This window comes from Streptomyces yamdrokensis, assembly GCF_053890455.1.
The window spans coordinates 5006620-5031211 of record NZ_CM132679.1; the positions used below are offsets into that span (position 1 = coordinate 5006620).

Here is a 24592-nt window from a genome sequence, read left to right on the forward strand (position 1 = left end):
TCTGCCGTCGAGTGATGCCCTAGGTCCAACCGAATGGGGGTAATTATCCGAAACAATGGACACAGTACCCCTCGCTCTCCTACATTCAGTGACGAGTAGGAAACGCTTCGTATCGTCCGGAAGTGCATCACGCGAGCTCACCCGCACCCTCCTGCCCTGGGAGGGGTGTGTCCGCGTCAGGGAGACAGGCCACCGGCCGGACCACACCACAGACCAGCAAGTACCAGTCAGCAATCAGTTGTCAGTCAACGGGAGTTGCCATGCCTGAGCCCTCGTCCCTCTGCCCGGTCGCCGCGCCCCTCGGCCCACCGCCCGCCCCGCCCGCCCTCGACACCCTCGCCTACAGCCTCACGCTCCCCGCCGCCCCGCAGAGTCCCGCGATCGCCCGCTCGGCGACGAGGGCGATCCTGCGGGTCCACGGTCTGGACGACGTGATGGACGCTGCGGTGCAGGTGGTGGGTGAACTGGCCGCTTGTTCCTGCCGGTTGGCGCCCGCCGCCGAGGTGTACGTCTCCCTCCGCTACCGGGACGACGCCCTCCGCGTGGTCCTCTACGACGCCCACCCTCGCCACACGCACCCCCGGCTGGCCGCGGCTTGCGACGCCCGTCGCCGGGCGGCGCTCCGTGTTCTGGCCTGCGTGGTCAAGGCCTGTGCGGGGGGCTGGGGCTTCGGGGACGCGCGGGAACCGGGTGGAGGCACCCGGATGTGGGCGGTTCTCCCCAGGGACGGCGCCCGTGCGTACGCGGCCGGGGAGCCCTGGAGGCTCCCGCCGGTGAAGTGACGGTCGGCTGCCGCGACCAGGCCTGATCCGACCCGATTCAGACGAAAGACCCTAGGCGCGCGGCGTGGCGGGCGTCGCCTCCACGGTGTCGGGGCCGGGAGAGCTCGTCACCACTGTCACCCGCACCCCTCGCCGCAGCCCCCATCCCGCCATCGCCCCGGCCTCGGACTCGACGACATGCCGCGCCCGCACTCTCGGCAGCCCGAGCCGCCCCGGAGCCATGGTGCGTACGGCGATGACGCGCAGACGCCGGTCCAGATAGGCGACGTCGATGGGCATGCGCATACGGAAGGTGTGGATGCTGTTGGCGGGGGAGAGGAGCAGCGCGCCGTCGAGCGAGTCCCGCCCCAACAGCCCTCTGGTGCGGGCACGGTAGGAGGCGGCGATCTCCAGGGACACTCGCACGTCCGGCCGCCCCTCGTCACCCGGCACGATCAACTCCCCATGCCCGTCCCGCCAGGTCGCCATCACCACCCCCCTCTTCCGTCTCTTCGGTTTTTCGATCTCCTACGTTTCTTCTCTTCCCTCCATGGTCAGTTGCCGCGGAGGCGGGCCGCAAGGGCGGCCAGGGTCTGGGCGGTCTCGGTCAGGCTCTCCACGGCGGCGTCCAGGTCCGAAGCGAGGCGGGGCGCCTGGAGGGCGGCGGCGGGCGCGGAGGGAACCGGCGTACCCCGGTAGCCGATCGGACCCTCGTTGTAGCGCTGGTAGTAGCCGGTGAACCCCTTGCCGGAGGGGGCCTCGATGAAGCGGATCCCGGTGAGCTGGGTCTCGGTCCCGCCGGAGTTGCGGGTGATGTCGAGGCGGTAGTGGCGGAAGGCGGGCATGTCGGCGCGGGGGCGCAGGAAGAACTCCCGCGTCTCGAAGCGGTCGGTGAACCTCTCCCCGATGCGCACGTCCAGGGGTGTCCAGGCATCGCCGTCGTGGGAGCCCAGGAGAGTCCAGTCGCGGGGGTCGCGCTCGGCGAAGTCGTTCGCGGAGGTGAGGGTGTACGAGGTGACGGCGGCGGGACGGGCCAGGGTGAAGTCGAGCAGGGCGACGTCGTCACCGCTCAGCCACTTGTCGCGGGAGTCCTCGATGAGGTTCTCCGCGACCTCGCCGGCCTCCTCGAACTCGTCGCTCGCCTCGACCTCAGTGGCCTCGACCTCGTTCGACAGGGTGTGCAGCACGGCCACGCCGGAGTTCCCGCGCTGGTCGCGCCAGGTCACCCGCTCCACGAGGGAGGGGCCGCCGTCGTCCACCAGGAGCCGCAGTTCGTGGGAACGGTGCCAGCCGCCGCCCCAGCCCTCCTCGGTGTGGAAGCGGTGCAGACGGTGCGAACCGGAGACCGGGGCGTTCGGCATGCCCTCCGCGTACGGCCACCTGCCGGTGAGACGGCCCCGGTATTCGTACGCCGTGCCGTCGGCGGCGCGGTGGACGCCGTGGAAGTCCGACATGTTGGACTGGAAGCTGATGGCCGTCTCGGTACCGTCCTCCCCCTTCCAGCTGAGCTGCGCGGGCAGCGAGTGCTCGTCCCGGTCGATGTGGAACAGCAGCCGCGGGGCCGCCTGCCAGGAGCGGGACGGGGAGGCGTGAGCGGAACGGCGTTCGGTCCGGTACGTGAAGACCGAGTCCCGGGCGGCCTCCGCGTTCCGCGCGCGCTCGGAGCGGCCCCGCTGGGCGACGGGGTCCAGGGTGATCCGGTAGAGCCAGAACATGCTGCGGGCCTTGGCGGAGGAGCGTATCTCCAGGGTGTTGGTCCCGGCCTTGAGCAGATGTCCGGGCACCGCGAAGACGTTGTCCTGCGGGAGGTCGCCGCCACCGGGCACGGTGAGGCCCTCGGCCAGCGCCTCGCCTTGGAGCAGGACGTCGACGGGCGCGTACCCGGGCTCGGGGCCGAGCTTGGAGACGAGGGCGGTGACGGTGAGCGTCGCCTGGGGGATGTCCTCCGGGTCCTCCACCTCGAACTCCATGGTCACGGACCCACCCGCGCCGAGCGCCAGATGGGACCCGGCGAACCGGCCGTCCTCATGCCGGACATCGGCGTTGGCCAGCCGGGCCGGGCTGACGGAGAAGTCCGCGTAGGTGGCTTCCATGCTCATGGCAACAGCTCCTGATAGGACGTCAATAATGTCTGGAGCAAGGCGGAATGACGACTCCAACCGCCATGACCGGCCCCACGAGCAGTGAACCTAGCGCCCCCCTGTGACAACGCCTCCGGTCGACGCCGAGGCCTGGAACATGGACGGTGCCGGCTTGCGTAACGGCTCCGTCCCAAGGGAGGGGAGCGGCGAAGGATTTGGTCGGATACGCCCGGCAAGTCGTCACTCATCTCCCTGGTGTCGTTACGCATCGCTGGATAGCGTGGGTTCGCTCGAGAGAAGCCTCGCCCCACCGGGAGCCGACACCGTGAACCGCCGCCCTACCCTGCTCGCAGCGCTCGCGCTGACCGCCACTGCAGCCCTGACGCTGTCCGCGTGCGGCAGCAGCGACGAGGAGAGCTCCGACAAGGACAGCGACAAGATCGCGGGCGCGGACACGGGGGGCGAGAAGTCGGCTCCGCCGAGCGAATCGTCGGCGCCGGCTGCCGAAGGGCGTCCGAAGATCGAACTGCCGTCCGATGTCACGCTGGTTTTCGAAGGCGGGAAGACGGGTGATCAGGTCAAGGACGCCGTCCTGGCGGACAACGCAGAGCGCATGAGGGCAGTGGACGCAGCCATCGCAGGCACAGACACCGACGGCGAGGCTCTGGCGTTCTACAACACGGGCAAGGCTTTGGAAGCAGCTCTGTCCTGGGTCGACCAGTTCGAAAAGGCTGGAGCCACGATGACGGGGGAAGTCCGTTACTACGACCGCAAGGTGACTCTCAAGGATGAGGAGACGGCGGTACTCGTTTTCTGCGCGGACGAGAGCAAGGGCTTCAGCAAGGACAAGAAGACCAACAAGGTCCACGAGACGCCCGTGACCAAGAACAGCTACGTGCTCTACAACACCAAGCTCGACAAGAGTGCCGAGGGCGTGTGGCAGACGTCCCAGATCATCTCGTCGAGGGGAGCCGCCCAGTGCCAGCCGTAACACGTCTGTCGTTGGGAGGGCTTGTTCTGGCCGGCCTCGTCACGGCGGTCACCGTCGCGCCAGCCCAAGCGGACGTCGTTCCTGGTGGGGAGGGCACGGGTTCCGAGACCCAGGTCGAAGGCGACCGAAACGGCGAGAACATCTCCGCGACCGCGGGGGCGGTGGTCTTCGAACGCTCTCGCAACGGCACGGGCGAGGCAGCCGGTCCGGTGACGTCTGCCGGAAATTGGACGCCGCCGGCCTGCTACTACGCTCCCAAGTACACCCCGGACCAGTTGCAGAAGCACCTGGAACCGATCTGGGAAGCCGAGTCGACGGGCTACGAGTGGGACGCACGGCAGCGCGATCGCTACGTCAAGGGCGAGCCCTACACGGACTTCAACAAGGACAAGGCCGGCGAGGGCCACTGGTGGGACTCGTATGTAACACCCGGTCGTGAAGGCGATCCAGGTGCTACCGACTGTGACGAGCCCATTTTCTGGGTGGATGAGAACGACGACCCGCCGGCCGACATCCCGCAGGCGGTCACCCCGGAGGTTCTCGCCCAGCTCGCCTATGCCGAGGTCCGTGTTCCCTCGACGGAAGTGGCTCTGGCGCCGGAGGGTACGACCAAGGTGAACCTCCCCACCTGGGCATGGTTGGACGCAGCACAGTTCAAGCCGGTCTCCGTCACGGCCTCGGTTCCGTTGCTGGGCATCGAGGCGACGACCACTGCCGAACCGGTGTCCGTGCAGATCGAACCAGGCACGCCGGATACCGAAACCCATCCGGCGTCCGGTGTCTGCGAGATCCGGAACGGCCGGATCGGTGAGCCGTATGCCAAGGGCAAGGCAGACGAGACTCCGCCGTGCGGTGTGACGTATCTGCGCTCCTCGGGAGATGGCTCGTACGAGCTCACGGCCACGGTCACCTGGGAGATCGAGTGGACCGGCACCGGTGGTGCGGGCGGTGACCTTCCCGACGGCAGCTTCGGCGCCACCCAGGACGTCGTCGTCCAGGAGATCCAGGCCATCAACCGCTGAACCGTGCGCTCCCCCTATAGAGGGCCCTCTGCTCAGGATGCGCCACGAAATGCGGAACCTCTCGTTCCTTCCATGGGTGCAGGTGGATCGGGAGAGGGGTGCGCGTATGGCCGAGCCGCGGTTGGCTGTCGACGGGGACGAGCTCGGGCGGTTCATGAAGTCGCTGCGCAAGTCGGCGAGCTCGCTCCGGGGCGTACGGCAGGCGCTCGCCGACGGGACCGTCACCGGACTCGGCACGGACGATCTGGACCGTGCCTGTGAGCACTTCCAGGGCGACTGGAAGTACGGGGCCGAGGAGATCGGCAAGCAGACCGAGGACCTCGCCGAGATCATCGGCAAGAGCAAGGACAGCTACCTCGAAGTCGACAAGGCGCTGGAAGCCGCGTTGGAGAAGGCTCGCAGCGGCAGGGGCGGCCGCGCGTGACCGTCACCCACGTCGACGACACCGGTGCGGCGCTCGATCCGAAGTCGAGGGCGGACCTCGGCAAACCGCAAGGGCTCAAGTCGGCGCCCCGTATCCCGTACCCCGACTATCCGCACCTGGGGTTCAACCCCGTTCCGGGTGACACGGAGACCATCCGCGGACTGCACAAGAAGCTGAGCGGGTGCGCGAAGGTGCTCGAGGACACCCATGAGCTGGTCACCAAGCTGCTGGACGGCAGTTACTGGAAGGGTGATGCCGCCGTCGCCTTCCGCGAACAGCTCGACGGCGGCCCGCTGCCCCTGAACCTGAAGAACGCCGCGCGGTCCATCCGTAAGGCGGCCAAGCAATTGGGCTGCTGGGAAAACGAGTTGGACGACTTCCAGCGGCGCGCGAAACGGCTGGAGAGTGACGCCGAAGCTGCGCAGGCTGCGGTGGACCGGGCGAAGGGGCGTGCTGCCCGGGCGGAGGATCATCCCGGTCTGGAGGAGGAGAAGGGAAACGGGGACAGCCCGGCGCAGCGGGCGCTGACCCGCGCCAACGCCGATGTCGAAGAGGCGCAGGCGGAGCTCGACAAGTTAATCGGCAAGGCGAAGAAGCTGGCCGAGGAGCATGAGCGCCAGGCCAGGCATCGGGCGACGAAGATCCGCGACGCGACGAAGAAGCTGGCGCCGCATGAGCCGGGCATGTTCGACAAGGCCCTCGACTGGCTGACGGACAACCTGCCGGACATCCTCAGCTTCACAGCGGGGCTGATTGTCGTCGCAGCCCTGCTCCTTTCCGGCCCGCTGGGGTGGAGCTTGGCGACTGTGGCGGTACTCATGCTTACGTCTTCGGCGGTGAGCCTGACTGCCTTCGCGCTGCGGCTTTCTAGCCCTGAAGTGCAGATGTCTCTGTGGGATGGGATTCGGAATGGTGAGCTAGACGCCGACTTCTGGAGTAATTCGGTGTCAGTTGGTGCTGATTTCGTGGGATCTTTGCCAGGGATCGGAGCGGTTGGTAAAGGGGGATACGCAGGTATTCGTGCTGCGCTGAGTAGCGCGGCAGGTGTCACCCTCGGCGATCGGGTGGCGGTGGCCGGAACGAGGACCATGGATGAAGCGAAGGCTGTGGCCGGCCTCGGAAATTCGCTGGTGGCTCGGGCTGTACGCGGCACGAGTAACCCTGAAGCTTCGGCCAAGGTTATGGAGGGGACGGCAGGCGTCGTCGGCATTGGGACTTCTGGACTCGGCCTTCACAGCAAGCTGGTGGACGCGGACGACGACGGTGTAAAGGACAGCGCAGTAGCCGGTATTGATGGTTTACGTCTGCTGTTGGACTCTGGTGCGATCTATGGTCTTGCTCGTCATCTCTTCTGACGCCTTCTGAGGAAAGGAAGCGAATGCGACCTGCCAACCAGCCGACTGCTTGGAATTCACGGCACACCCGCTGGGTGTGGTCAAGAGGTCTTGCCATGAGTGTCATCGGGGTGGCTGCATGGGCTGGTGGCTGGGTGATTCTGCTGGGAGTATCCGTGAATGGCCCAAGTTGGCTCGTGTGGCTATTTATGCCCTATTTCGTCTATGGGCTCTATCGGCTGGTGGTTCAGTTCTATGGATTTCCAGTTGCTTTGAGTGTGCTTAGAGTTCTTCGTGAATACCCCTGGCAGATCTACTACAACGCGGCGCGAGGCATTGATGATCACCCAGACGCCGAAGCTCCTGGGATCTGGATCGAGCTCCCCGACCCCGCAGGCAGTTCGGACGCAGGGATCCCCCTGGCGTTCGTGAAGCATCACCGGGCGTTCTGGTGGTTGCGGCGTATTGGGGGGCCGCGTACGAAGCCTGCGCTCAAGGCGCAGTTGGAGCCGCTGTGGTTTGCGGGTGATCCACGGTTCCTTGGCGTTGTGGCCGTGTCCTCCCGGAACGGCAAGGCTCCGAGGCGCCTGCACTTCCTCTATCAGCCGTCCGCCTTCGACGGGCGTGCTCCGCGCAGAAGTTGGGAGGGTGTGGAGCCGGCCGACCTCGAGCGTGCCCGTCGGGCCGGAGCGCGGTTTGTTGATGCCCCGTCCACTGCCGCGTCCGGTGTCAGGGGCAGTGAAGGGGCTGAGTCTTGAGCGTGCCCACGATCATCCTCGATGCCTCTACCACGGATCCCCTCGCCGAGTTGTGGTTCGTCGAGCCGGCGGGTTTTCTCCCGCTGCCCTTGGACGCACTGCTTCCCGACCCGAACTCCCCGGCAGGGGACAGCTTGCGGGCCGTGGCCGCGCCGCTTCTCGATGCCGCGCCCGACGAGGTGGCCCGCCAGCAGTTCATCGCAGCTTTTGCCGCCGGCCAGCAACTCCTCTCCGCCCTCCGTGAAGCAGGCACCGTGCACTGTTCCGTCGGGTTGCATCGGGATGATGTGGGTGGGGTGGAGGGGCATGGGGCCGGAGGGCTGTTGTTTTCGTTGTTCACGGTTTCCTGGCGGGAGTTCGCGCCTGCGCCCCGGGGTGTCACCGCTGCCCGTGCCGTGACGGCCGGTGGCGGTCAGCGGTGTGCCGAGTTCGTCGAGCTGGCCGCTGGGCCCGCCACGCTCAGCGAGTCGACCTCCACCCCCGGCAGCGGGAGCGGGCTGCCGCAGCGGCCGCTTCTGCAGGTGCACGCCCACCTTCCCCATCCGGACTGCCGGCGGCTCGCTGTCCTCACGCTCACCACCACGGCTCCGGCTCGGCGTGAGGAGTACCGGGCGATCCTGCGGGCGATCGCCGAAAGCGTCAGCTTCGAGAGCCCCGGGTAGGTACTTCGCCATGACCACACTTGGTGCCGTGTTCCGGCCGCAGCTTGCTCCCGAGCGTCTTCGTGCCGTTGCCCGCGGTGCGGAGGACGCGGGGCTGGACGAGCTGTGGTTGTGGGAGGACTGTTTCCGGGAGGGCGGGATCTCCACGGCGGCCGCCGCGCTGGCCTGGACGGAGCGGGTACGGATCGGGGTCGGGCTGCTCCCCGTGCCGTTGCGGAACGTCGCCGTCACGGCCATGGAGGCCGCCACCCTGCACCGGATGTTCCCCGGCCGGGCCGTCCTCGGTGTCGGGCACGGGGTGCAGGACTGGATGGGGCAGGTAGGGGCCCGGGTCGAGTCGCCGGTGACGCTGTTGCGGGAGCATCTCGTCGCGTTGCGTGCCCTGTTGCGCGGGGAACGGCTCACCGTCGACGGGCGGTACGTCACACTCGACGACGTCGCCCTCGACTGGCCGCCCGAGGGCGAGGTCGAGGTGCTCGCCGGGGCCACCGGGCCGCGTACCCTGCGGCTCACCGGCGAGGTCGCCGACGGCACCGTTCTCACGGCGTCCACTTCGCCCGAAGGCGTCCGGCGTGCCCGGAGCCTCATCGACGAGGGGCGCGCGGCGGCCGGACGTGAGGCCGCGGCGCACAGGGTCGTCGTCTACCTCCTCACCGCCACCGGGCCCGGCGCCGACGAGCGGCTCCGCGCCGAGCTGATCGCCGAGGGCGTCGGTTCCGAGTCCGGTCTCGGAGTGGCCGGGGATGCCGCTGCCGTCGCCGGGGCGGTCCAGCGGCTGGCCGACGCCGGGGCCGACTCCGTGATCCTCCAGCCGACGGGGGACGAGCCGGATCCGGAGGGGTTCGTGCGGTTCGCCGCGGAGGAAGTGGCCCGGCGGGTGGGAGCGGCCGTGTCGTGAGTCGTCGGCGGTCCGGGGGGACCGCCCCGGGAAAACCGTGAGCGGATTTCGTGGCGTTCTGTGAGGATCGCGGGATGTCTTACGGACGTCGCTCCGGTCAGTCCTCTTCCTTCCCCCCTCTCGCTTCCTCCTCTTCCCCCTCTTCCTCCCCTACCTCCTTGGGCTCCTGGTCCTTTGACGAACTGCTTGCCGAAGGCGCGGCCGTGTCCACCGAGGGGTGGGACTTCTCCTGGTTCGAGGGGCGGGCCACCGAGGCTCGGCCCTCCTGGGGGTACGCGCGTGTACTGGCCGCGCGGTTGGGAGCGGAGCCGGAGCCGGGTGCGGCGGCGGACAGGACCGTGCTTGACGTGCAGACCGGGGGAGGAGAGGTGCTGAGCCTCGCCCTCGACGAAGCCCGACGCGCCGCCCCCGACAGCCGTCGGCCCGCGCTCGTCGTCGCCACCGAAGGGTGGGCGCCCAACGTCGTCAAAGCCGCCGGGCTGCTCCGGCCGCGAGGTGGCTTCGTCGTCGCCGTCCCCGAGGACGCGTCCGGCCCTACGGCGTTCCCCTTCGCCGACGGGGTCTTCGATCTCGTCGTCAGCCGGCATCCCGTCGAAGCCCACTGGCGTGAGATCGCGCGCGTGCTGCGGCCCGGTGGCAGCTACCTCGCCCAGCACGTCGGGCCCAGCAGCGCCTACGAACTCGTCGAGCACTTCCTCGGGCCACAGCCGGACGAGCAGCGCAACGCCCGCCATCCCGAACGCGAACGCCGGGAGGCCGAGGCCGCCGGGCTGGAGATCGTCGACCTGCGGGCCGAGCGCCTGCGCATGGAGTTCTACGACGTCGCCGCCGTCGTGCACTTCCTGCGCAAGGTGATCTGGATGGTTCCCGACTTCACCGTCGAGGCGTATCTGCCCCAGCTGCGTGCCCTGCACGAACGAATCCTGGCCGAGGGTGCGTTCGTCGCCCACAGCAGCCGTCATCTCTTCGACGTACGCAAGCCCTGAGATCCGCAGAAACCCACCGAGGTCCGCCGGAGGCCCACCGGGCCGGCTTACGCGCGCGGGCCCTCTCCACAGCGCGGCCCGTACGTCCGCCCGTGTCGCGCCCGGCCCGCGCAGTGGAGGGAGGGCCGCACGATGCCGAGGGGCCGTCGTGCCGTCGCCCCCGCCGCCTCGCCGGCGGGTCAAGCGGGCGTCCCTCACGGGGTCACCCGTCGGAGGGGCGGCCGGAAGAGTGGTCGTGGCGGGGTTCCGCTGAGGGTGCGTCGCGTCACGCCGGGCCGGATGACCCGCTATCACCGGTTTCCTCCGGGATGAACTCCTTCATTTCGGCCACCGAGACGCCCGGAATGTGCACTTCCAGGCTCATCGGGGCGTTGCCGGGTGATTCCGGAGAGTAGTTTTGGCACGCCGATGCACGCAGCATCACTCACAAAGGGTTATGGTGGAAACCCCCCCTCGGGCCGGTCCGTATCCCCCCCACGGACCGGCCCGTTTTTCTTTGCCCGCGTCCGGCGGCCCGGCTGCGGGCCATCTCCGCCCCGGTCGGTCCTCGGGCAGGTTCCCGGGCCCGCTCCCGCTGCTGAGAACCCCGCTGCTGAGAACCCCGGCGTTGAGAACCCCGGCGTTGAGGCCCCCCGCCTCCGCGGGGGTAGGCTTCGCCCCCGGGGGCTGCCATAGGGAGACGGAGTCCGCCCGCGGCCGAGTACCGGGCCGCATGCCGCGGACCGCGGCGGGTGCCGCCCCTGTCCGATCCGTACGGAGGGGCTGACGATCGCGTGAACCTGCGTGACAAGCTGCGCGGCCTGCTGGTCAGGCTGTACGCACGCCGGGTGGAAGGCCACCTGGACCACGATCAGGTGCCGAAGCACATCGGCGTCATCATGGATGGCAACCGCCGTTGGGCGAAGGCCTCGGGTTCCAGCACCGTCCACGGCCACCGGGCCGGCGCGGACAAGATCGGTGAGTTCCTCGGCTGGTGTACCGAGACGGACGTCGAGGTCGTCACCCTCTGGTTGCTGTCGACGGACAACTTCGACCGGCCCGAGGAGGAGCTCGTCCCGCTGCTCGGCATCATCGAGGACGTCGTCCGCAGCCTCGCGGCCGACGGCCGCTGGCGGGTGCACCACGTCGGCAACCCCGACCTGCTGCCCGCCGGGATGCAGACCAGCCTCAAGGAGGCCGAGTCGGCCACCGCGCAGGTCGACGGAATAGTGGTCAACGTGGCCATCGGTTACGGCGGTCGCCAGGAGATCGCCGACGCGGTGCGCTCCATGATCCTCGACGCCCACGAGAAGGGCACCTCGATGGAGGCGCTCGCCGAGGACGTCGACGTCGACATGATCGGACGTCATCTCTACACCCGGGCCCAGCCCGACCCGGACCTGGTCATCCGTACGAGTGGCGAGCAGCGGTTGTCCGGATTCATGCTGTGGCAGACCGCCCATTCGGAGTACTACTTCTGCGAGGTTTTCTGGCCGGCCTTCCGCAAGGTCGACTTCCTGCGCGCGATGCGCGACTACGCGGCCCGCCACCGGCGTTTCGGCGGCTGAGGCACCGGCTCCCGCCGGCCCCGTCACCGCCACTTCGGGACGGAGGGGGCGGTGGGGAAGGGATGTAACGGGGAGTTCATCGGGGTGCCGCCCGGCGATCCGGCATGGCGGCGATGGTTCGAGGGCATAACTCAGACAGGTCGACACCCGAACCACGGGTGTCGGATCTCAGCGGGCGGCCCGGGGCCGTCCGCCCGGGAGGCCCTTTGCACCAGCCCGACCGTGCGGTCACGGCACGGACGAAGCAGCGGAGGGCCGGTTCTCGGCCCGTGCATCGGCGCCGTCAACCGGTCCAACTCCGCTCCGTCGCTCCCCGACCTCTTCCGAGGGGGTACGTCCTTCCGTGGTGACCAGCACAAAGCGCCACAAGCCCGACCGGCGCACCTATGTCATCGACACCAGCGTCCTGCTGGCCGATCCCAACGCCCTGAGCCGCTTCGACGAGCACGAGGTCGTGCTCCCCGTCGTCGTGGTGACGGAACTGGAGGCCAAGCGGCACCATCCCGAACTCGGCTACTTCGCCCGGCAGGCCCTGCGCCTGCTCGACGACTTCCGGGTGCGGTACGGCCGCCTCGATGCTCCCCTCCCTATCGGGGACCTCGGCGGAACCCTGCGTGTCGAGCTCAACCACTCGGACCCCGGTCTGCTGCCCAGCGGCTACCGACTGGGGGACAACGACACCCGCATCCTCGCGGTCGCCCGCAATCTGCAGGCCGAGGGGTTCGACGTCACGGTCGTGTCGAAGGACCTCCCGCTCAGGATCAAGGCGTCCTCCGTGGGACTCCTCGCCGAGGAGTACCGCGCCGAGCTCGCCGTCACGGACGCCTCCGGCTGGACCGGAATGTCCGAACTGGTCCTGCCCGGCGAGCAGGTGGACATCCTCTTCGAGGAGGGGCATGTCCACGTGCCCGAGGCGGCCGACCTGCCCGTGCACACGGGGCTGACCATCCAGTCGGAGCGCGGCAAGGCCCTCGGCCGGGTCACCCCCGAGGGCAACGTCCGGCTGGTGCGCGGTGACCGGGAGGCGTTCGGCATCAAGGGCCGCAGTGCCGAGCAGCGGATCGCGCTCGACCTGCTGCTCGACCCCGACGTGGGGATCCTGTCCCTCGGTGGCCGGGCCGGCACCGGAAAGTCGGCGCTGGCGCTGTGCGCGGGTCTGGAGGCGGTGCTCGAGCGCCGTCAGCACCGGAAGGTGATGGTCTTCCGCCCGTTGTACGCGGTGGGCGGGCAGGAGCTCGGCTATCTTCCCGGCAGCGAGGCCGAGAAGATGAGCCCCTGGGCGCAGGCCGTCTTCGACACGCTGTCGGCGGTCACGAGCCGCGAGGTCATCGAGGAGGTCACCGCGCGCGGCATGCTGGAGGTCCTGCCGCTCACGCACATCCGGGGCCGCTCGCTGCACGACGCGTTCGTGATCGTGGACGAGGCCCAGTCGCTGGAACGGAACGTACTGCTGACCGTTCTGTCCCGGATCGGCGCCAATTCGCGGGTCGTCCTGACCCACGACGTCGCCCAGCGGGACAACCTCAGGGTGGGCCGGTACGACGGTGTGGTCGCCGTCGTCGAGAAACTGAAGGGCCATCCGCTCTTCGCCCACGTGACCCTGAACCGGTCCGAGAGGTCCCAGATCGCCGCCCTTGTGACCGAAATGCTGGAGGACGGGCATGTCTGAGTGGTCTGGCGGGTCCGGGCGGTCCCGGGCAATCTGAACCGTCCGCCCCGTCTGTGAGTTGACGCCGTCCGGAAAGGCGAAGAGCCTAGCCGGGCGGCGTCGGCGTGCGTGCGGCTTTCCGTTAATCACCTGGACCAAACGGGATGTGAGCTTTCACACTCGCGATGGAATTGCCTCCCGCCTCCGTATTACGGCAGAGTCTCATTCCTGTCAGGCCCCGCATACGACACAGCCCTGCCCCCAGCGGTAGGGCGCCACATGAGCACCAGCATCAACTCCATAGCGTCGTCGTATGCCGCCCGAGCACCACGCGGCGCTCCCGTTCGGGAGTTGCCCACCGGGCCCGTGCCTCCCGTGACCCGAGTTGGGGAGGCCAGTGCACAGGGGCACGATTGCGTCCGCGAGGGTCACCGAAGCGGTCGATGCTGGAAGGAAACCGTGTGAGCCGGATTTCGGTCCGGGGATTCGCAGTGGCTTCGGCCACCGCGGTCACCGCTGTCGGAAGTGTCGTCGGCGTTGCGTCGGGCAGTGTGGCGCAGACCAATAATGACGCCGAGGCGACGGCGGCCGGCACCACGCTGCTCGCGGACATCCCCGCGGGCCAGCAGGTCGAGGTGCAGACCGCGTCCCTGACGCAGCAGGCCGAAACCATGGCCATCGCCGCGGACACGAGCGCCAAGAAGGACGCGGAGGAAGCGGCCCGCAAGGCAGCCGCCGAGACCGCGATCGCCAAGAAGCAGGAAGCCGCCGAGAAGGCGGCCAAGGCGGAGCAGGAAGCCAAGGAGCGCGCGGAGGCCGAGAAGGCCGCCAGCCGTTCCAAGACGGCCTCCGCGTCCGCCGCCGACTTCGCGGTCCAGAGCTCGTACAGCGTCGCCCAGGTCCAGGCGATGGCCCGGCAGATGATTCCGGCCGACCAGTTCCAGTGCTTCAGCAACATCGTGGACCACGAGTCCACCTGGAACTACAAGGCCGTCAACCCCTCCTCCGGCGCCTACGGTCTCGTCCAGGCGCTGCCGGGAACCAAGATGGCCTCCGCCGGCGCCGACTGGCAGACCAACCCGGCGACCCAGATCAAGTGGGGCCTCAACTACATGAACGACCGCTACGGGAGCCCCTGTGGCGCCTGGTCGTTCTGGCAGGCCAACAACTGGTACTAGCCCCGCCCGGTACCAGCCCCGCTCAACCCCGGCAGAGCCCCGCACCGTCCTACGGTGGGGGGCTTTCGCCATGTACGGTCTGATCGGCGACCCAGGGGGCAATGGGGAGTGATGGGGAGAACCGGGGGAAGAGGACGCATCATGTCGCGCATGCCAGGATGGCTCGGCCGGATCGGAGCCGGACTGACCGAGGTGAGCAGGCGGTTGGAGGAACGCCGCGCCGAGATGGAGTGGGAGGACCGGGCGCGTCCCGGGCCCGACGCCACGCCCGGATCGGCCGCCCCCTCCCGGGCGCCCGCCGTTTCCGAAACCTCCACCACCTCCGCCGAACCCGCCGACCGGGTGCCCGGGGCACCGGGTGACCACGGTCCCGCGGCGGCTCCCACCCTCGTCCTCCCCTCCCGTCCCGATCCCGCGCACGCCGTGCCCTGGGGCGTACGGGTCGCCGCCGAGGCCGGCTGGCGCCTGCTGGTGCTCGCGGGGACGGTCTGGGTCCTCATGCGGATCATCGGCGCCGTCCAGCTCGTGGTGCTGGCCTTCGCCGCCGCGCTGCTGATCACGGCACTGCTCCAGCCGACGGTGGCCCGGCTGCGGAAGATCGGGCTGCCGCGCGGACCGGCCACGGCGCTGACCGCGCTGTTCGGGTTCGTCGTCATCGGCCTCATAGGGTGGTTCGTGACCTGGCAGGTCATGGAGAACATCGACACCCTCTCCGACCAGATCCAGGACGGCATCGACGAGCTGCGCAACTGGCTGCTCAACAGCCCCTTCCACGTCACCGACCACCAGATCAACGAGATCGCCAAGAACCTGCGTGAGGCGGTCGGGGCCAACACCGAGCAGATCACCTCGGCGGGCCTGGAGGGTGTGACGGTCGTCGTCGAGGCGCTCACCGGCCTCCTGCTCGCGGTCTTCTCGACCCTGTTCCTGCTCTACGACGGCAAGCGCATCTGGGAGTGGGCGCTGAAGCTGGTGCCCGCCGCCGCCCGTCCGGGGGTCGCCGGCGCCGGACCGGCCGCGTGGCGGACGCTGACGGCTTATGTGCGCGGCACGGTGATAGTGGCACTGATCGACGCGATCTTCATCGGCCTCGGCATCTACTTCCTGGACGTGCCGATGGCGGTGCCGCTCGCCGTCTTCATCTTCCTGTTCGCCTTCATCCCGCTCGTCGGCGCGGTGGTCTCGGGCGCGCTGGCGGTCGTCGTCGGCCTGGTCACACAGGGCGTGTTCACGGCCGTCATGACGCTGGTGGTGGTCCTGGCGGTACAGCAGATCGAGGGCCACATCCTCCAGCCGTTCATCCTCGGCCGCGCGGTCCGCGTCCACCCGCTCGCGGTGGTACTGGCGGTCGCCACCGGAGGCATGGTGGCGGGGATCGGCGGTGCGGTGGTCGCCGTACCGCTGGTCGCGGTGACCAACACCGTCGTGGTCTACCTCCGCGCGTACGCCCAGGAGCCGGCCGAGCGTTTCGCCCCGAAGCCCCGGGGTGCCACGGCGGCGTCGGCGGCCATGACCCACCCCGTGCCGCCGGCCCCGGCGGACTCACCCGCCGGGCCGGAGCCGGCGGAGGACGACAGGGGCACGCGAGCGGAGGACGGACGGGAGTAGACAGCCGCTCCGTCCTCGGCTGCCGGTGGGGCCGGTGCGCGCGGAGTCACTCCCCGAGGCCCCCGTGGTTCCCGAGGCCCCCGTGGTTCCCGAGGCCCTGGATGTCGGCGAGGGCCGCCTCCGCCTCCAGGGTGGTGGCGACGGCCTGGATCACCGCGGCGATCTTGAAGGCCTCCTGGACGACCTCGCGTTCGACACCGGCCCTGCGCAGAACCGACTCGTGCGCGTCGAGGCACAGTCCGCAGCCGTTGACCGCGGAGACGGCGAACGCCCAGAACTCGAAGTCGGTCCGGTCGACGCCCGGGTTGCCGAGGACGTTCATCCGCAGGCCCGCGCGCAGGTTGTCGTACTCCTCGTCCGACAGCAGGTGGCGGGTCCGGAAGAAGACGTTGTTGAGGGCCATCACCGAAGCGGTGGTCTTCGCCGCCCGGTACGCCTCGGGCGACAGGACCGCCTTCGCCTCCGGCGCCAGCTCGCGCAGCACGACGGCCGAGCGCGAGGCGATCGCCGTCGACAGCACCGTCCCCCACAGCCGCTGGGCCGGCAGGTCCGAGGCGCCGATGGCCGAGTCCAGGTTGAGCCTCAGGTCCCGGGCGTAGTCGGGGAGGCGGGACTTGAGGGACTCGACGGACTCGAACGACATGGGGAACGCTCCTGTAGCCGGGGGCCGGACGCGGTCCATGCTGCCAGGGGCGGCGGCCGGTCCCGGGGGCCCCGTGCCACCCGGGACCGGCCGCCGCCTCCCCGCTCACTCCGTGCGCAGGCCGTCCGGCCGCATCATGCGCAGGAGGGGCGGCAGGCTCAGCAGCGTCACCGCCAGGACGACGGCCGCACCGACGCCGGTCATCTGCAACAGGCCCGGCCAGTCGACCCGTACCGGCGTCGACGTCATCCGCAGCAGGACGGCGCCCAGTGTGACGCCCACCGCCGAGGCCAGTGCCAGCCCCAGACCGATCGGCACGGCCGTCTGCCACAGCACGGACAGGCTCAGTGTGCGCTTGCGGGTGCCGAAGGCGACCAGGGCCGACAGCAGCTTGCGGCGTTCGCGCAGCTGCTCCAGCTGGGAGACCAGCAGACTCGCCCCGATCAGCATCAGGACACAGGCCGCGCCGACGAACAGGCCGGTACGGATCGAGTCGTAGGTCCCGGAACGCTCGGTGGCGTTCCACCTGATCGCGTCCGTCAGCGGATGGATCGCGGCGGCCGTGTTCCGCACGTGCTCCATGGCGTACGGCACCGAGTCGTCGACCTCGAGGTAGAGCTCGCCAAAGAGCCCGTCGGTCATCTCCGCCGTCACCGCGCCCGGGGTCAGCAGGAAGCCGCCGCGCTCATCGTCGACCGGGTCCGGAATCGACCGGGCCTGCCTGACCTCCGCGGGAACCGTCCAGGTGGCGCCCTCGCCGTAGCCGGAGGGGGCTGAGGGATCGGGCACCTCGAGGTGGAGCTCCCGGCCCGGCTTGTTCAGCGTCGGGGTGCCGGTGTCGTACTCGGCGCCGGACACCGCGAACACGTCGCCGTCCCGGCACGAAGGGAGCTTCGCCACCGTGCGCAGGGTCGCGCAGTCGGCGACGGTCAGTGCGGCGGTGCTCTCCGGTTCCTGCTGCCAGGACCTGTCGGCGAGGTAGCCGTGGGACAGAGCGTAGACCTTGCTCACGCCCTTGGTGTCCGCCAGCCTCTCGGCGGCGGGGGCGAGTTCTCGGCCTTCCGGCAACTTCACCTGCGCCTGGGCCAGCGACACGTCGAACCCGGTGTCCTTGGTGTAGTCGCCCTCGACGCCGGCGAACAGCATCTGGAGCGCGATCGCGCCGGCCACCGCCACGGCGATCCCGTTGACCATCCGGGCCGCCGCGCCACTGCTCAACTGAAGTCGGCGAACCGCCAGTTGCCACGACAAGCTGCCCTTGCCGAGCCGGGAGACGACCGTCTCCACGATCCACGGCAGCAGTGCGGTGATCCCGATGAGCAGGGACAGGACACCGCCGGCGACCAGGTACTCGTTGAATTCCCCGTTCTCGCGGCCCTGTCCGACCATCGGGTAGAGCATCGCGACGCCGGCCAGCGGCAGCAGCAGCCGCCACCACAGCCGTCGCCGGGGCGGACGCACCGTACGGACCACGCCCAGCGGCTCGATGACGACCCCGCGCAGCGCGAGCAGCGTCACCAGCACCGCGGCCGCCGGGACCGCTGTCGCGACCAGCAGGGCCAGCAGCGGTGAGGGGTTCAGGTAACTCGGGAAGACGCTGATTCCGAAGATCTCGACGGAGGCGGCCAGCTGACGGCCGATCAGGAAGAACCCCGTGCCGAGGACCAGGCCGAGCAGTGCTCCGGCGAGTGCCTCGCCCCCCGCGATCCGCCGGGTGCTCGCCGCGTCGGAGCCGACCAGCCGCAGCGCCGCCAGCCGGCGGTCGCGCCGCTCGCCGCCGAACCGTACGGCCGTGGCGATGAACACGGCGACCGGCGTCAGCAGCACCACGAAGACGACCAGGATCAGCAGCATGATCACCGGGTCGGTCTCTTCCTCGGACGCGTACCCCTCAGGTGTGCCGAACCCGTCGAGGCGTACCGCCCGCGAGTCGTTGATCTTGTCGGCGAGGCCCTTGGCTCCCGCGTAATAAGCGAGCTCCTGCGAGCCGACGAGGCCCGGCTCACCGATCGTCCCCACGATGTCGTACGGCAGCCGCTCGCGCAGCAGCCCGGTGCCGTCCGACGCGAGCAGGTCCTTCAAAGCGGGGGAGACCAGCATCTCGCCGGCCGCCGGGAACTCGCTCACACCCGGCGGCAGCGGGGCCTTCGGGCCCTCCGGCTCCGTCAGCCGGCCGCGGATGTGCTCGTCCCGGAACTCGGTGTCGGTACGCGCGACGACCAGGGTGTCGTCGGCCTTCGGGACGACCTCCGCGCTGAAGGGCCAGTCCAGGCGCGCCTCCTCCCGCCGGTCCCGCTCCGTCAGCACACCGGGCAGCGCGGCGCAGAGCAGCAGCAGCGCCACGCCGAGACCGACACCGACGCCGGTGAGCAGCGCCCTGATCCATCCCTCGCGCCCGCCGGCCAGGGCGAACCGGATGCCCATGCCCAGGTCCCGGACCACCGTCCGCGCCTTCGGCTCCGCACGGGAGACGGAGGCGGCAGAGGCGGCGGGGGCGGCGGGGACGCGTTCCCGGGTCCCGTTCATACGGCGTGCTCCATGTCCCGGGACTTCCCGTCGCGTACGACGATCTCGCGGTCGGAGTACGCGGCCACCCGCGCCTCGTGCGTGACGAGGACGACGGCGGCGTTGGTGGACCGGGCGGCCTCGGTGAGCAGTTCCATCACGCGCTCGCCGTTGAGCGAGTCCAGGGCGCCGGTCGGCTCGTCGGCGAACAGCACCCGCGGGCCGGTGACCAGCGACCGGGCCACGGCGACCCGCTGCCCCTGGCCGCCGGAGACCTCGCCGGGCCGCTTCGCGCGGACGTCGTCGACCTCCAGCCGCTCGAGCCAGGCCAGGGCGGCCCGCTCGGCCTCCTTGCGGGGCGTGCCGTTCAGCCGCATCGGCAGCGCGACGTTCTCCACGCAGGTCAGCTCCGGTACGAGCTGCCCGAACTGGAACACGAAGCCGAACTCCGAGCGCCTGAGCCTGGAGCGCTCGGAGTCGTTCATCGCGGTCAGTTCGCGCCCGCCGTACGTGATCGAGCCGGAGTCGGGCGTGACGATCCCGGCGAGGCAGTGCAGCAGGGTCGACTTGCCCGACCCGGAGGGGCCCATCACGGCGACGATCTCGCCGGGGTGGATGGAGAACGCGGCCCCGTCGAGCGCGGGGGTCGGCCCGTACACCTTGCGCAGGTCCTGGGCGACGAGCAGGGATCCGGCGGGGATCGTCATCGGGAGACCGCCTCACGGAGTTTGTCGAGGCGCGCGGCGGTGAGTTCCAGCCAGCGCAGGTCGGCCTCGAGATGGAACAGGGCGTGGTCGCAGATGAGCTGGTCGGCCAGGTCGCCCTGGCGCTTGCGCTCGGTGAGGGCGCGCATGCCGCGCAGGTGCTCGGAGCGCTGGGTGTCGAGGATGTCGGCGGCGTCGCGGCTGGTGAGCAGCGCGAGGACGACCTTGGTGTAGAGCGTCGACTGGAGGTACGGCTCCGGCTTCTCCGGTGTGGCGAGCCAGCGGGCGACGTCGGTGACGCCGGCCTCGGTGATCGCGTACCGCTTGCGCTCGGGGCCGTCGCCGGCCTCGATGCCGTCGACTTCCACGAGTCCGTTCTTCAGCAGGCGGGACATCGTCGAGTAGACCTGGCCGTAGTGCAGGGGCCGGTCGTGACCGAACTTCGCGTCGAAGGCCCGCTTCAGGTCGTAACCATGGCGCGGGCCGGACTCCAGGAGTCCGAGGAGTGTGTGACCGATGGACATGGCGAGCACTCTACACAGTGTGTATACGCGCCGTGTATACGCTGAGTGCGCAGATCGAGGGCAGGAGTGTGGACGCCCAGGTGGGGGCCGGTTGTCACGGTTCTGTCACTGGGGTGGGAGAGGGCTCGGGCCGAGGGGCGTCAAGGGTCCGGGGTACCGGATGGCGGCACCGGGAGAGTGAGGAGCCGGGGAGCCCCGGGTGGGAGCCGGGGGAGGGGGAAGGCCGGAGGCAGCGAGGCCCGGGAGCCGGAGGAGCGGGCCGGGGGAGCGTCGGTGCCCGGGGTGAGCGGCCGGGTCCTGGGGGTTCGGGTCGGCGGAAGTTGGGCGTACCCCGGGGGGGGGGGTGATGGTGTGGGCCGTGGCTGCCGGGGTGGTGAGGCAGGGAGGCGTGAGGGTTCGGAGAAGGCGGGCCGGAGGGGATCGTCGGTGCCCGGGGTGGATCGCCGGGTCGGCGGGGTTCGGGTCAGCGGGGTTCGGAGGGGTCCTCGGGCTGCTGCCCGGACGGCGGCTGCGGGGGCGTGGACGGCGGCTGTGCGGGCGGGCGCCCCCGGCGGGGCAGGGGGCCTGCCTCGCCGGGCAGCCGGCCCGCCTCCGCGAGTACCCGCCGCAGCAGGAACTCGATCTGCGCGTTCGCCGAGCGCAGCTCGTCGTTCGCCCATCGCGCCAGTGCCTCGTACACCAGCGGGTCCAGCCGCAGCAGCACCTGCTTGCGCTGCTGCTGCGGCCTGCGCCGGGGGGTCTGGCCCCCGGGGGAGTCAAAGGGGGCGGTCACTGGTAGAGAGTCCCGGTGTTGAGGACCGGCTGGGCCGCGCGGTCACCGCACAGGACCACCATCAGGTTGGACACCATCGCGGCCTTGCGCTCGGAGTCCAGTTCGACGATGTCCTGCTCGGCGATCCGGGCCAGTGCCGTCTCCACCATGCCCACGGCGCCCTCCACGATCAGCTGCCGGGCCGCGACGACCGCGCCCGCCTGCTGCCGCTGGAGCATCGCCGAGGCGATCTCGGGGGCGTAGGCGAGGTGGGTGAAGCGGGACTCGATGATCTCGACGCCGGCCGCCTCCACGCGTGCGCGCAGTTCGACCGCGAGCTTCTCGGTGATCTCCTCGGCGTTGCCGCGCAGCGAGAGGCCGTCCTCCTCGTGGGCGTCGTACGGGTACTCGATGGCGATGTGCCGGACGGCGGCCTCGGTCTGGGTGGAGACGAACTCGATGTAGTCGTCCACCTCGAAGGTGGCCTGCGCGGTGTCCGCCACCCGCCACACCACGACCGAGGCCAGCTCGATCGGGTTGCCGTAGGCGTCGTTCACCTTGAGGACCGCGGTCTCGTGGTTGCGGACCCGGGTCGAGATCTTGACGCGCGAGGTGAAGGGGTTCACCCAGCGCAGGCCGTCCTGGCGGATCGTGCCCCGGTAGCGCCCGAAGAGCTGGACCACCCGGGCCTCGCCCGGCGCCACCATGTTCAGCCCGCACATGGCGAGGAACGCGGCGAGGGCGATCAGGATGCCGAAGACGATCAGCAGGGCCTTTCCGGCGGTCGCGGTGACCGCCGTGGCGCTGACGACCATCCCGATGCCGAGCAGCAGTCCGACCAGGCCGAGTGTCAGGGCGAGCCCGCCGCCGATGCTGTGCGCCGCCGTCTCCCGCACGCGCGGGGCCGGCATCTCGGGGAGGTCGGCCGAGGCCGGTGCGGCCTGTGCCGCTGCCTGGGTGTCGTGTGTGGACATGGGTGATCCCCCGCATCTCGGGGCGCCGCGGCATGAGCTGGACGCCGCTAGCGCCTGTCTATCTAAGTGATATCACTTTAGCGCTTCACGGCAACCGTGAACAGGTCTCGCACGTCGGTTCTGGTGAGACGGGTGGAGGTTCCGGTGGGGAGGGTGCTGATTGTCACGCCCGTAAAGGCCGGATCGGTCGATGTTTGTCATAGCTTCCGGTGTTAGCTTGCGGAGTTGACCTGAGCGGCGAACCCGTGTGCCTCGTCAGCACACACGAACGAAGCGGAGCAGGGCGGACCCATGGGACGAGCGGAAGAACGACGCGCACGACAGCGCGGTGGGCACCGTGCGGCATCCGGGGGCCATGCGTCGGGCGGGAACGGCCCGGGCCGGATACGCCGCCTCTTCACCTGGAAGAAGATCCTCGGCACGGCCTTCGGCCTCTGCCTGCTCGGCATGGGCGCCTTCATCGTGCTGTACATGGTGATCGACATCCCCGAGGGGAACGCCGACGCCCAGCAGCAGAGCAACGTCTACAAGTACAGCGACGGCTCGGTCATGGCCCGCGACGGCGAGGTCAACCGTGAGGTCGTCGACCTGTCGCAGGTCCCCAAGCCGGTCCAGCGGGCGTTCGTCGCCGCCGAGAACAAGACGTTCTACCAGGACGCCGGTGTCGACCTCAAGGGCACCGCGCGCGGTCTGCTCAACACCGTGTCCGGCAAGGGCGCGCAGGGTGGTTCGACGATCACCCAGCAGTACGTGAAGAACTACTACCTGACCCAGGAACAGACGGTCTCGCGCAAGCTCCAGGAAGTCGTCATCTCCCTGAAGCTGGACCGGGAGAAGTCCAAGGACTACATCCTCGCCGGCTACATGAACACCAGCTACTACGGCCGCGGCGCCTACGGGGTCCAGGCCGCCGCCCAGGCCTACTACCAGGTCGACGCCGAGGACCTGACGGTCGAGCAGGGCGCCTACCTCGCCGCGCTGCTCCAGGCACCGAGCCAGTACGACTGGGCGGTGGCCTCGGACGCCGGCAAGAAGCTCGTCAAGAACCGCTGGAACTACGTCCTGGACAACATGGTCGAGGAGAAGTGGCTGGACGCCGCCGAGCGGTCCGGCCTGGAGTTCCCGGTGCCCAAGGACCCCAAGGGCAATCCGGGCCAGGCCGGTCAGGTCGGCTACCTGGTGAACGAGGCCAACGCCGCGCTGAAGCGCCGGCTGGTCGACGAGGGCACCGCCACGGACGCCAAGGAGGCCGACGCCCTGGTCGACCTCGGTGGCTGGACCGTCACCCTCAACATCGACAAGAAGAAGCAGAAGGAGCTGGAGGAGGCGGTCAGGACCCAGCTCACCGGCAAGCTGGACGCCGAGGAGCGCGAGGTCGACGCCGACGTCCAGGCCGGCGCCGTCTCCGTGGACCCGAAGACCGGCGCGGTCGTGGCGATGTACGGCGGCGAGGACTACCTCAAGCACTTCACGAACAACGCCACCCGCCCCGACTACCAGCCCGCCTCCACCTTCAAGCCGGTCATCCTGGCCGCCGCCGTCGAGGAACAGGCAAAGACGCAGGACGGCCGGCCGATCGCGGCCAACACGGTCTACGACGGCACCAGCAAGCGCCCCGTCGAGGAGAACGGCACGAAGGTCGGCTTCGCCCCGGAGAACGAGGACGACCGGGACTACGGCGACATCACCGTCCAGACGGCCATGAACAAGTCCGTCAACTCCGTCTTCGCGCAGATGGGCGTCGACGTCGGCATGGAGAAGGTGATGGATACCGCGGGCAGGCTCGGCATGGACGTCGAGGACCTGGAGGCGGTGCCCGCCCAGACCCTGGGCTCCATGGGCGCGAGCCCGCTGGACATGGCCGCCGTCTACGCCACCCTCGACAACCACGGCAAGCGGACCACCCCGACGCTCATCAAGTCGGCGGAGCACCTCAACCGCACCGTCACCGTCCCGGACGCCGTCGGCGAGCAGGTCATCAGCCGCGAGGCCGCCGACACGGTGACCTCGGTCCTGACCGGCGTGGTCGACGACGGCACCGCGCAGGCCTCGGTCCGGGACAACCCCCTGCGCGACGGCCAGCAGGTCGCCGGCAAGACGGGCACCTCCGACAACAACAAGTCGGCCTGGTTCGCCGGCTACACCCCCGACCTGGTCACCACGGTCGGCCTGTTCGGCGAGGACGACAAGGCCCCGCACCCGCAGGTCGAGATGTACGGCGCGGGCGGCCAGGACCGGGTCAACGGAGGCGGCTTCCCGGCACAGATCTGGGCCGCGTACACCTTCGGCGTGATGGAGAAGACCAGCAGGTTCGACCTGGAGACCGACCAGGGCGCCGCCGTCGCACCGCCCCCGTCGTCATCGGCGCCCGCGTCGCCGCCGGCCTCGCCCACCGAGGAACCGACGACCGAGGAACCGACCACACAGGCTCCGACCACCGAGGAACCCACCGAGGAACCGACGACGGAGCCCCCGACCGAAGAGCCGACGACCACACCGCCGACGTCGCCGTCCTTCACCCCGCCCACCGACGAGATCCCGCCCGACCCGGACGAGACGCCGGACGGCGAGGAGCAGCAGTAGGCGGGGAGAC

23 protein-coding genes are annotated in these 24592 nt (G+C 69.8%); 14 read left to right on the plus strand and 9 right to left on the minus strand.

The genetic code is table 11. The features are described 5' to 3' along the window. Positions 1-260: 260 nt before the first annotated feature. Positions 261-782 carry an ATP-binding protein gene (locus ACWZEH_RS22410; RefSeq protein WP_456192899.1) on the plus strand — a complete coding sequence of 174 codons (522 nt, stop codon included), beginning with the start codon at positions 261-263 and terminating at the stop codon, positions 780-782. Positions 783-833: 51 nt separating this feature from the next. Here the strand turns inward: ACWZEH_RS22410 and ACWZEH_RS22415 are convergent, their stop codons facing one another. Beyond that, positions 834-1250 (minus strand): DUF192 domain-containing protein, encoded by a 417-nt coding sequence (locus ACWZEH_RS22415; RefSeq protein ID WP_456192900.1) that lies wholly within the window; start codon positions 1248-1250, stop codon positions 834-836. A 65-nt stretch (positions 1251-1315) separates the two neighbouring features. Next, positions 1316-2860, minus strand: a complete 1545-nt coding sequence (locus ACWZEH_RS22420; RefSeq protein ID WP_456192901.1) for an alpha-1,2-mannosidase — start codon at positions 2858-2860, stop codon at positions 1316-1318. Positions 2861-3122: 262 nt separating this feature from the next. Between ACWZEH_RS22420 and ACWZEH_RS22425 the strand changes: the two genes are divergently transcribed. The 8 genes from ACWZEH_RS22425 to ACWZEH_RS22460 all read left to right on the plus strand — a co-directional run bounded on the left by ACWZEH_RS22425 (position 3123) and on the right by ACWZEH_RS22460 (position 9917). Then, on the plus strand, positions 3123-3833 hold the full coding sequence (locus ACWZEH_RS22425) for a hypothetical protein (RefSeq protein ID WP_456192902.1): 711 nt from the start codon (positions 3123-3125) through the stop codon (positions 3831-3833). 26 nt (positions 3834-3859) lie between these two features. Continuing rightward, a complete protein-coding gene (locus ACWZEH_RS22430; protein ID WP_456199778.1) occupies positions 3860-4855 on the plus strand; it encodes a hypothetical protein in 996 nt (331 codons plus the stop codon). Positions 4856-4961: 106 nt separating this feature from the next. Next, entirely contained in the window at positions 4962-5279 is a 318-nt protein-coding gene (locus ACWZEH_RS22435; protein WP_456192903.1) for a hypothetical protein, read from the plus strand. Further along, positions 5276-6634 (plus strand): hypothetical protein, encoded by a 1359-nt coding sequence (locus ACWZEH_RS22440; RefSeq protein ID WP_456192904.1) that lies wholly within the window; start codon positions 5276-5278, stop codon positions 6632-6634. The genes ACWZEH_RS22435 and ACWZEH_RS22440 overlap by 4 nt, the downstream gene beginning before the upstream one ends. A 95-nt stretch (positions 6635-6729) precedes the next feature. Next, positions 6730-7371 carry a hypothetical protein gene (locus ACWZEH_RS22445; protein WP_456192905.1) on the plus strand — a complete coding sequence of 214 codons (642 nt, stop codon included), beginning with the start codon at positions 6730-6732 and terminating at the stop codon, positions 7369-7371. 2 nt (positions 7372-7373) lie between these two features. Continuing rightward, positions 7374-8033, plus strand: coding sequence for a hypothetical protein (locus tag ACWZEH_RS22450; protein ID WP_456199779.1), 660 nt, complete (start codon positions 7374-7376; stop codon positions 8031-8033). A 10-nt stretch (positions 8034-8043) separates the two neighbouring features. Continuing rightward, positions 8044-8931, plus strand: a complete 888-nt coding sequence (locus ACWZEH_RS22455; RefSeq protein WP_456192906.1) for an LLM class flavin-dependent oxidoreductase — start codon at positions 8044-8046, stop codon at positions 8929-8931. A gap of 203 nt (positions 8932-9134) precedes the next feature. Continuing rightward, the gene (locus tag ACWZEH_RS22460) at positions 9135-9917 is read left to right on the plus strand and encodes a class I SAM-dependent methyltransferase (protein WP_456192907.1); all 783 of its coding nucleotides are present in this window, start codon (positions 9135-9137) and stop codon (positions 9915-9917) included. 265 nt (positions 9918-10182) lie between these two features. On the opposite strand, the gene ACWZEH_RS22465 is transcribed toward ACWZEH_RS22460, so the two are convergent. Then, positions 10183-10341, minus strand: coding sequence for a hypothetical protein (locus tag ACWZEH_RS22465; RefSeq protein ID WP_456192908.1), 159 nt, complete (start codon positions 10339-10341; stop codon positions 10183-10185). Positions 10342-10690: 349 nt separating this feature from the next. Between ACWZEH_RS22465 and ACWZEH_RS22470 the strand changes: the two genes are divergently transcribed. The 4 genes from ACWZEH_RS22470 (at position 10691) to ACWZEH_RS22485 (ending at position 15898) form a co-directional block, all read left to right on the plus strand. After that, on the plus strand, positions 10691-11464 hold the full coding sequence (locus ACWZEH_RS22470; RefSeq protein ID WP_456192909.1) for an isoprenyl transferase: 774 nt from the start codon (positions 10691-10693) through the stop codon (positions 11462-11464). A 343-nt stretch (positions 11465-11807) separates the two neighbouring features. After that, positions 11808-13133 (plus strand): PhoH family protein, encoded by a 1326-nt coding sequence (locus ACWZEH_RS22475; protein WP_456192910.1) that lies wholly within the window; start codon positions 11808-11810, stop codon positions 13131-13133. A 440-nt stretch (positions 13134-13573) separates the two neighbouring features. Beyond that, positions 13574-14290 (plus strand): aggregation-promoting factor C-terminal-like domain-containing protein, encoded by a 717-nt coding sequence (locus tag ACWZEH_RS22480; RefSeq protein ID WP_456192911.1) that lies wholly within the window; start codon positions 13574-13576, stop codon positions 14288-14290. Positions 14291-14431: 141 nt separating this feature from the next. After that, complete coding sequence (locus tag ACWZEH_RS22485) at positions 14432-15898, plus strand: AI-2E family transporter (RefSeq protein WP_456192912.1); 1467 nt, start codon at positions 14432-14434, stop codon at positions 15896-15898. A 46-nt stretch (positions 15899-15944) separates the two neighbouring features. Here the strand turns inward: ACWZEH_RS22485 and ACWZEH_RS22490 are convergent, their stop codons facing one another. The 6 genes from ACWZEH_RS22490 to ACWZEH_RS22515 form a co-directional block, all read right to left on the minus strand. After that, positions 15945-16541 carry an alkyl hydroperoxide reductase gene (locus ACWZEH_RS22490; RefSeq protein ID WP_456192913.1) on the minus strand — a complete coding sequence of 199 codons (597 nt, stop codon included), beginning with the start codon at positions 16539-16541 and terminating at the stop codon, positions 15945-15947. A gap of 105 nt (positions 16542-16646) precedes the next feature. Beyond that, entirely contained in the window at positions 16647-18965 is a 2319-nt protein-coding gene (locus tag ACWZEH_RS22495; protein WP_456199781.1) for an ABC transporter permease, read from the minus strand. A 98-nt stretch (positions 18966-19063) separates the two neighbouring features. Beyond that, positions 19064-19753, minus strand: coding sequence for an ABC transporter ATP-binding protein (locus tag ACWZEH_RS22500; protein WP_456192914.1), 690 nt, complete (start codon positions 19751-19753; stop codon positions 19064-19066). Continuing rightward, on the minus strand, positions 19750-20274 hold the full coding sequence (locus ACWZEH_RS22505; RefSeq protein ID WP_384015689.1) for a PadR family transcriptional regulator: 525 nt from the start codon (positions 20272-20274) through the stop codon (positions 19750-19752). The genes ACWZEH_RS22500 and ACWZEH_RS22505 overlap by 4 nt, the downstream gene beginning before the upstream one ends. A 463-nt stretch (positions 20275-20737) precedes the next feature. Continuing rightward, entirely contained in the window at positions 20738-21046 is a 309-nt protein-coding gene (locus ACWZEH_RS22510; RefSeq protein ID WP_456192915.1) for a type II toxin-antitoxin system antitoxin, read from the minus strand. Further along, positions 21043-21999, minus strand: a complete 957-nt coding sequence (locus tag ACWZEH_RS22515) for an SPFH domain-containing protein (RefSeq protein ID WP_456192916.1) — start codon at positions 21997-21999, stop codon at positions 21043-21045. Before ACWZEH_RS22515 ends, ACWZEH_RS22510 begins: the two co-directional genes overlap by 4 nt. A gap of 291 nt (positions 22000-22290) precedes the next feature. Here ACWZEH_RS22515 and ACWZEH_RS22520 point away from each other — a divergent pair, with 291 nt between their 5' ends. Further along, positions 22291-24582, plus strand: a complete 2292-nt coding sequence (locus ACWZEH_RS22520) for a transglycosylase domain-containing protein (RefSeq protein ID WP_456192917.1) — start codon at positions 22291-22293, stop codon at positions 24580-24582. Positions 24583-24592 lie beyond the last annotated feature (10 nt).

Bases quoted from the DNA above. Each gene is read 5' to 3' on its own strand.
- ACWZEH_RS22410 (WP_456192899.1), top strand. From the start codon at position 261: ATGCCTGAGCCCTCGTCCCTCTGCCCGGTCGCCGCGCCCCTCGGCCCA.
- ACWZEH_RS22415 (WP_456192900.1), bottom strand. From the start codon at position 1,250: ATGGCGACCTGGCGGGACGGGCATGGGGAGTTGATCGTGCCGGGTGAC.
- ACWZEH_RS22420 (WP_456192901.1), bottom strand. From the start codon at position 2,860: ATGAGCATGGAAGCCACCTACGCGGACTTCTCCGTCAGCCCGGCCCGG.
- ACWZEH_RS22435 (WP_456192903.1), top strand. From the start codon at position 4,962: ATGGCCGAGCCGCGGTTGGCTGTCGACGGGGACGAGCTCGGGCGGTTC.
- ACWZEH_RS22445 (WP_456192905.1), top strand. From the start codon at position 6,730: ATGAGTGTCATCGGGGTGGCTGCATGGGCTGGTGGCTGGGTGATTCTG.
- ACWZEH_RS22455 (WP_456192906.1), top strand. From the start codon at position 8,044: ATGACCACACTTGGTGCCGTGTTCCGGCCGCAGCTTGCTCCCGAGCGT.
- ACWZEH_RS22485 (WP_456192912.1), top strand. From the start codon at position 14,432: ATGTCGCGCATGCCAGGATGGCTCGGCCGGATCGGAGCCGGACTGACC.
- ACWZEH_RS22490 (WP_456192913.1), bottom strand. From the start codon at position 16,541: ATGTCGTTCGAGTCCGTCGAGTCCCTCAAGTCCCGCCTCCCCGACTAC.
- ACWZEH_RS22495 (WP_456199781.1), bottom strand. From the start codon at position 18,965: ATGGGCATCCGGTTCGCCCTGGCCGGCGGGCGCGAGGGATGGATCAGG.
- ACWZEH_RS22500 (WP_456192914.1), bottom strand. From the start codon at position 19,753: ATGACGATCCCCGCCGGATCCCTGCTCGTCGCCCAGGACCTGCGCAAG.
- ACWZEH_RS22505 (WP_384015689.1), bottom strand. From the start codon at position 20,274: ATGTCCATCGGTCACACACTCCTCGGACTCCTGGAGTCCGGCCCGCGC.
- ACWZEH_RS22515 (WP_456192916.1), bottom strand. From the start codon at position 21,999: ATGTCCACACACGACACCCAGGCAGCGGCACAGGCCGCACCGGCCTCG.
- ACWZEH_RS22520 (WP_456192917.1), top strand. From the start codon at position 22,291: ATGGGACGAGCGGAAGAACGACGCGCACGACAGCGCGGTGGGCACCGT.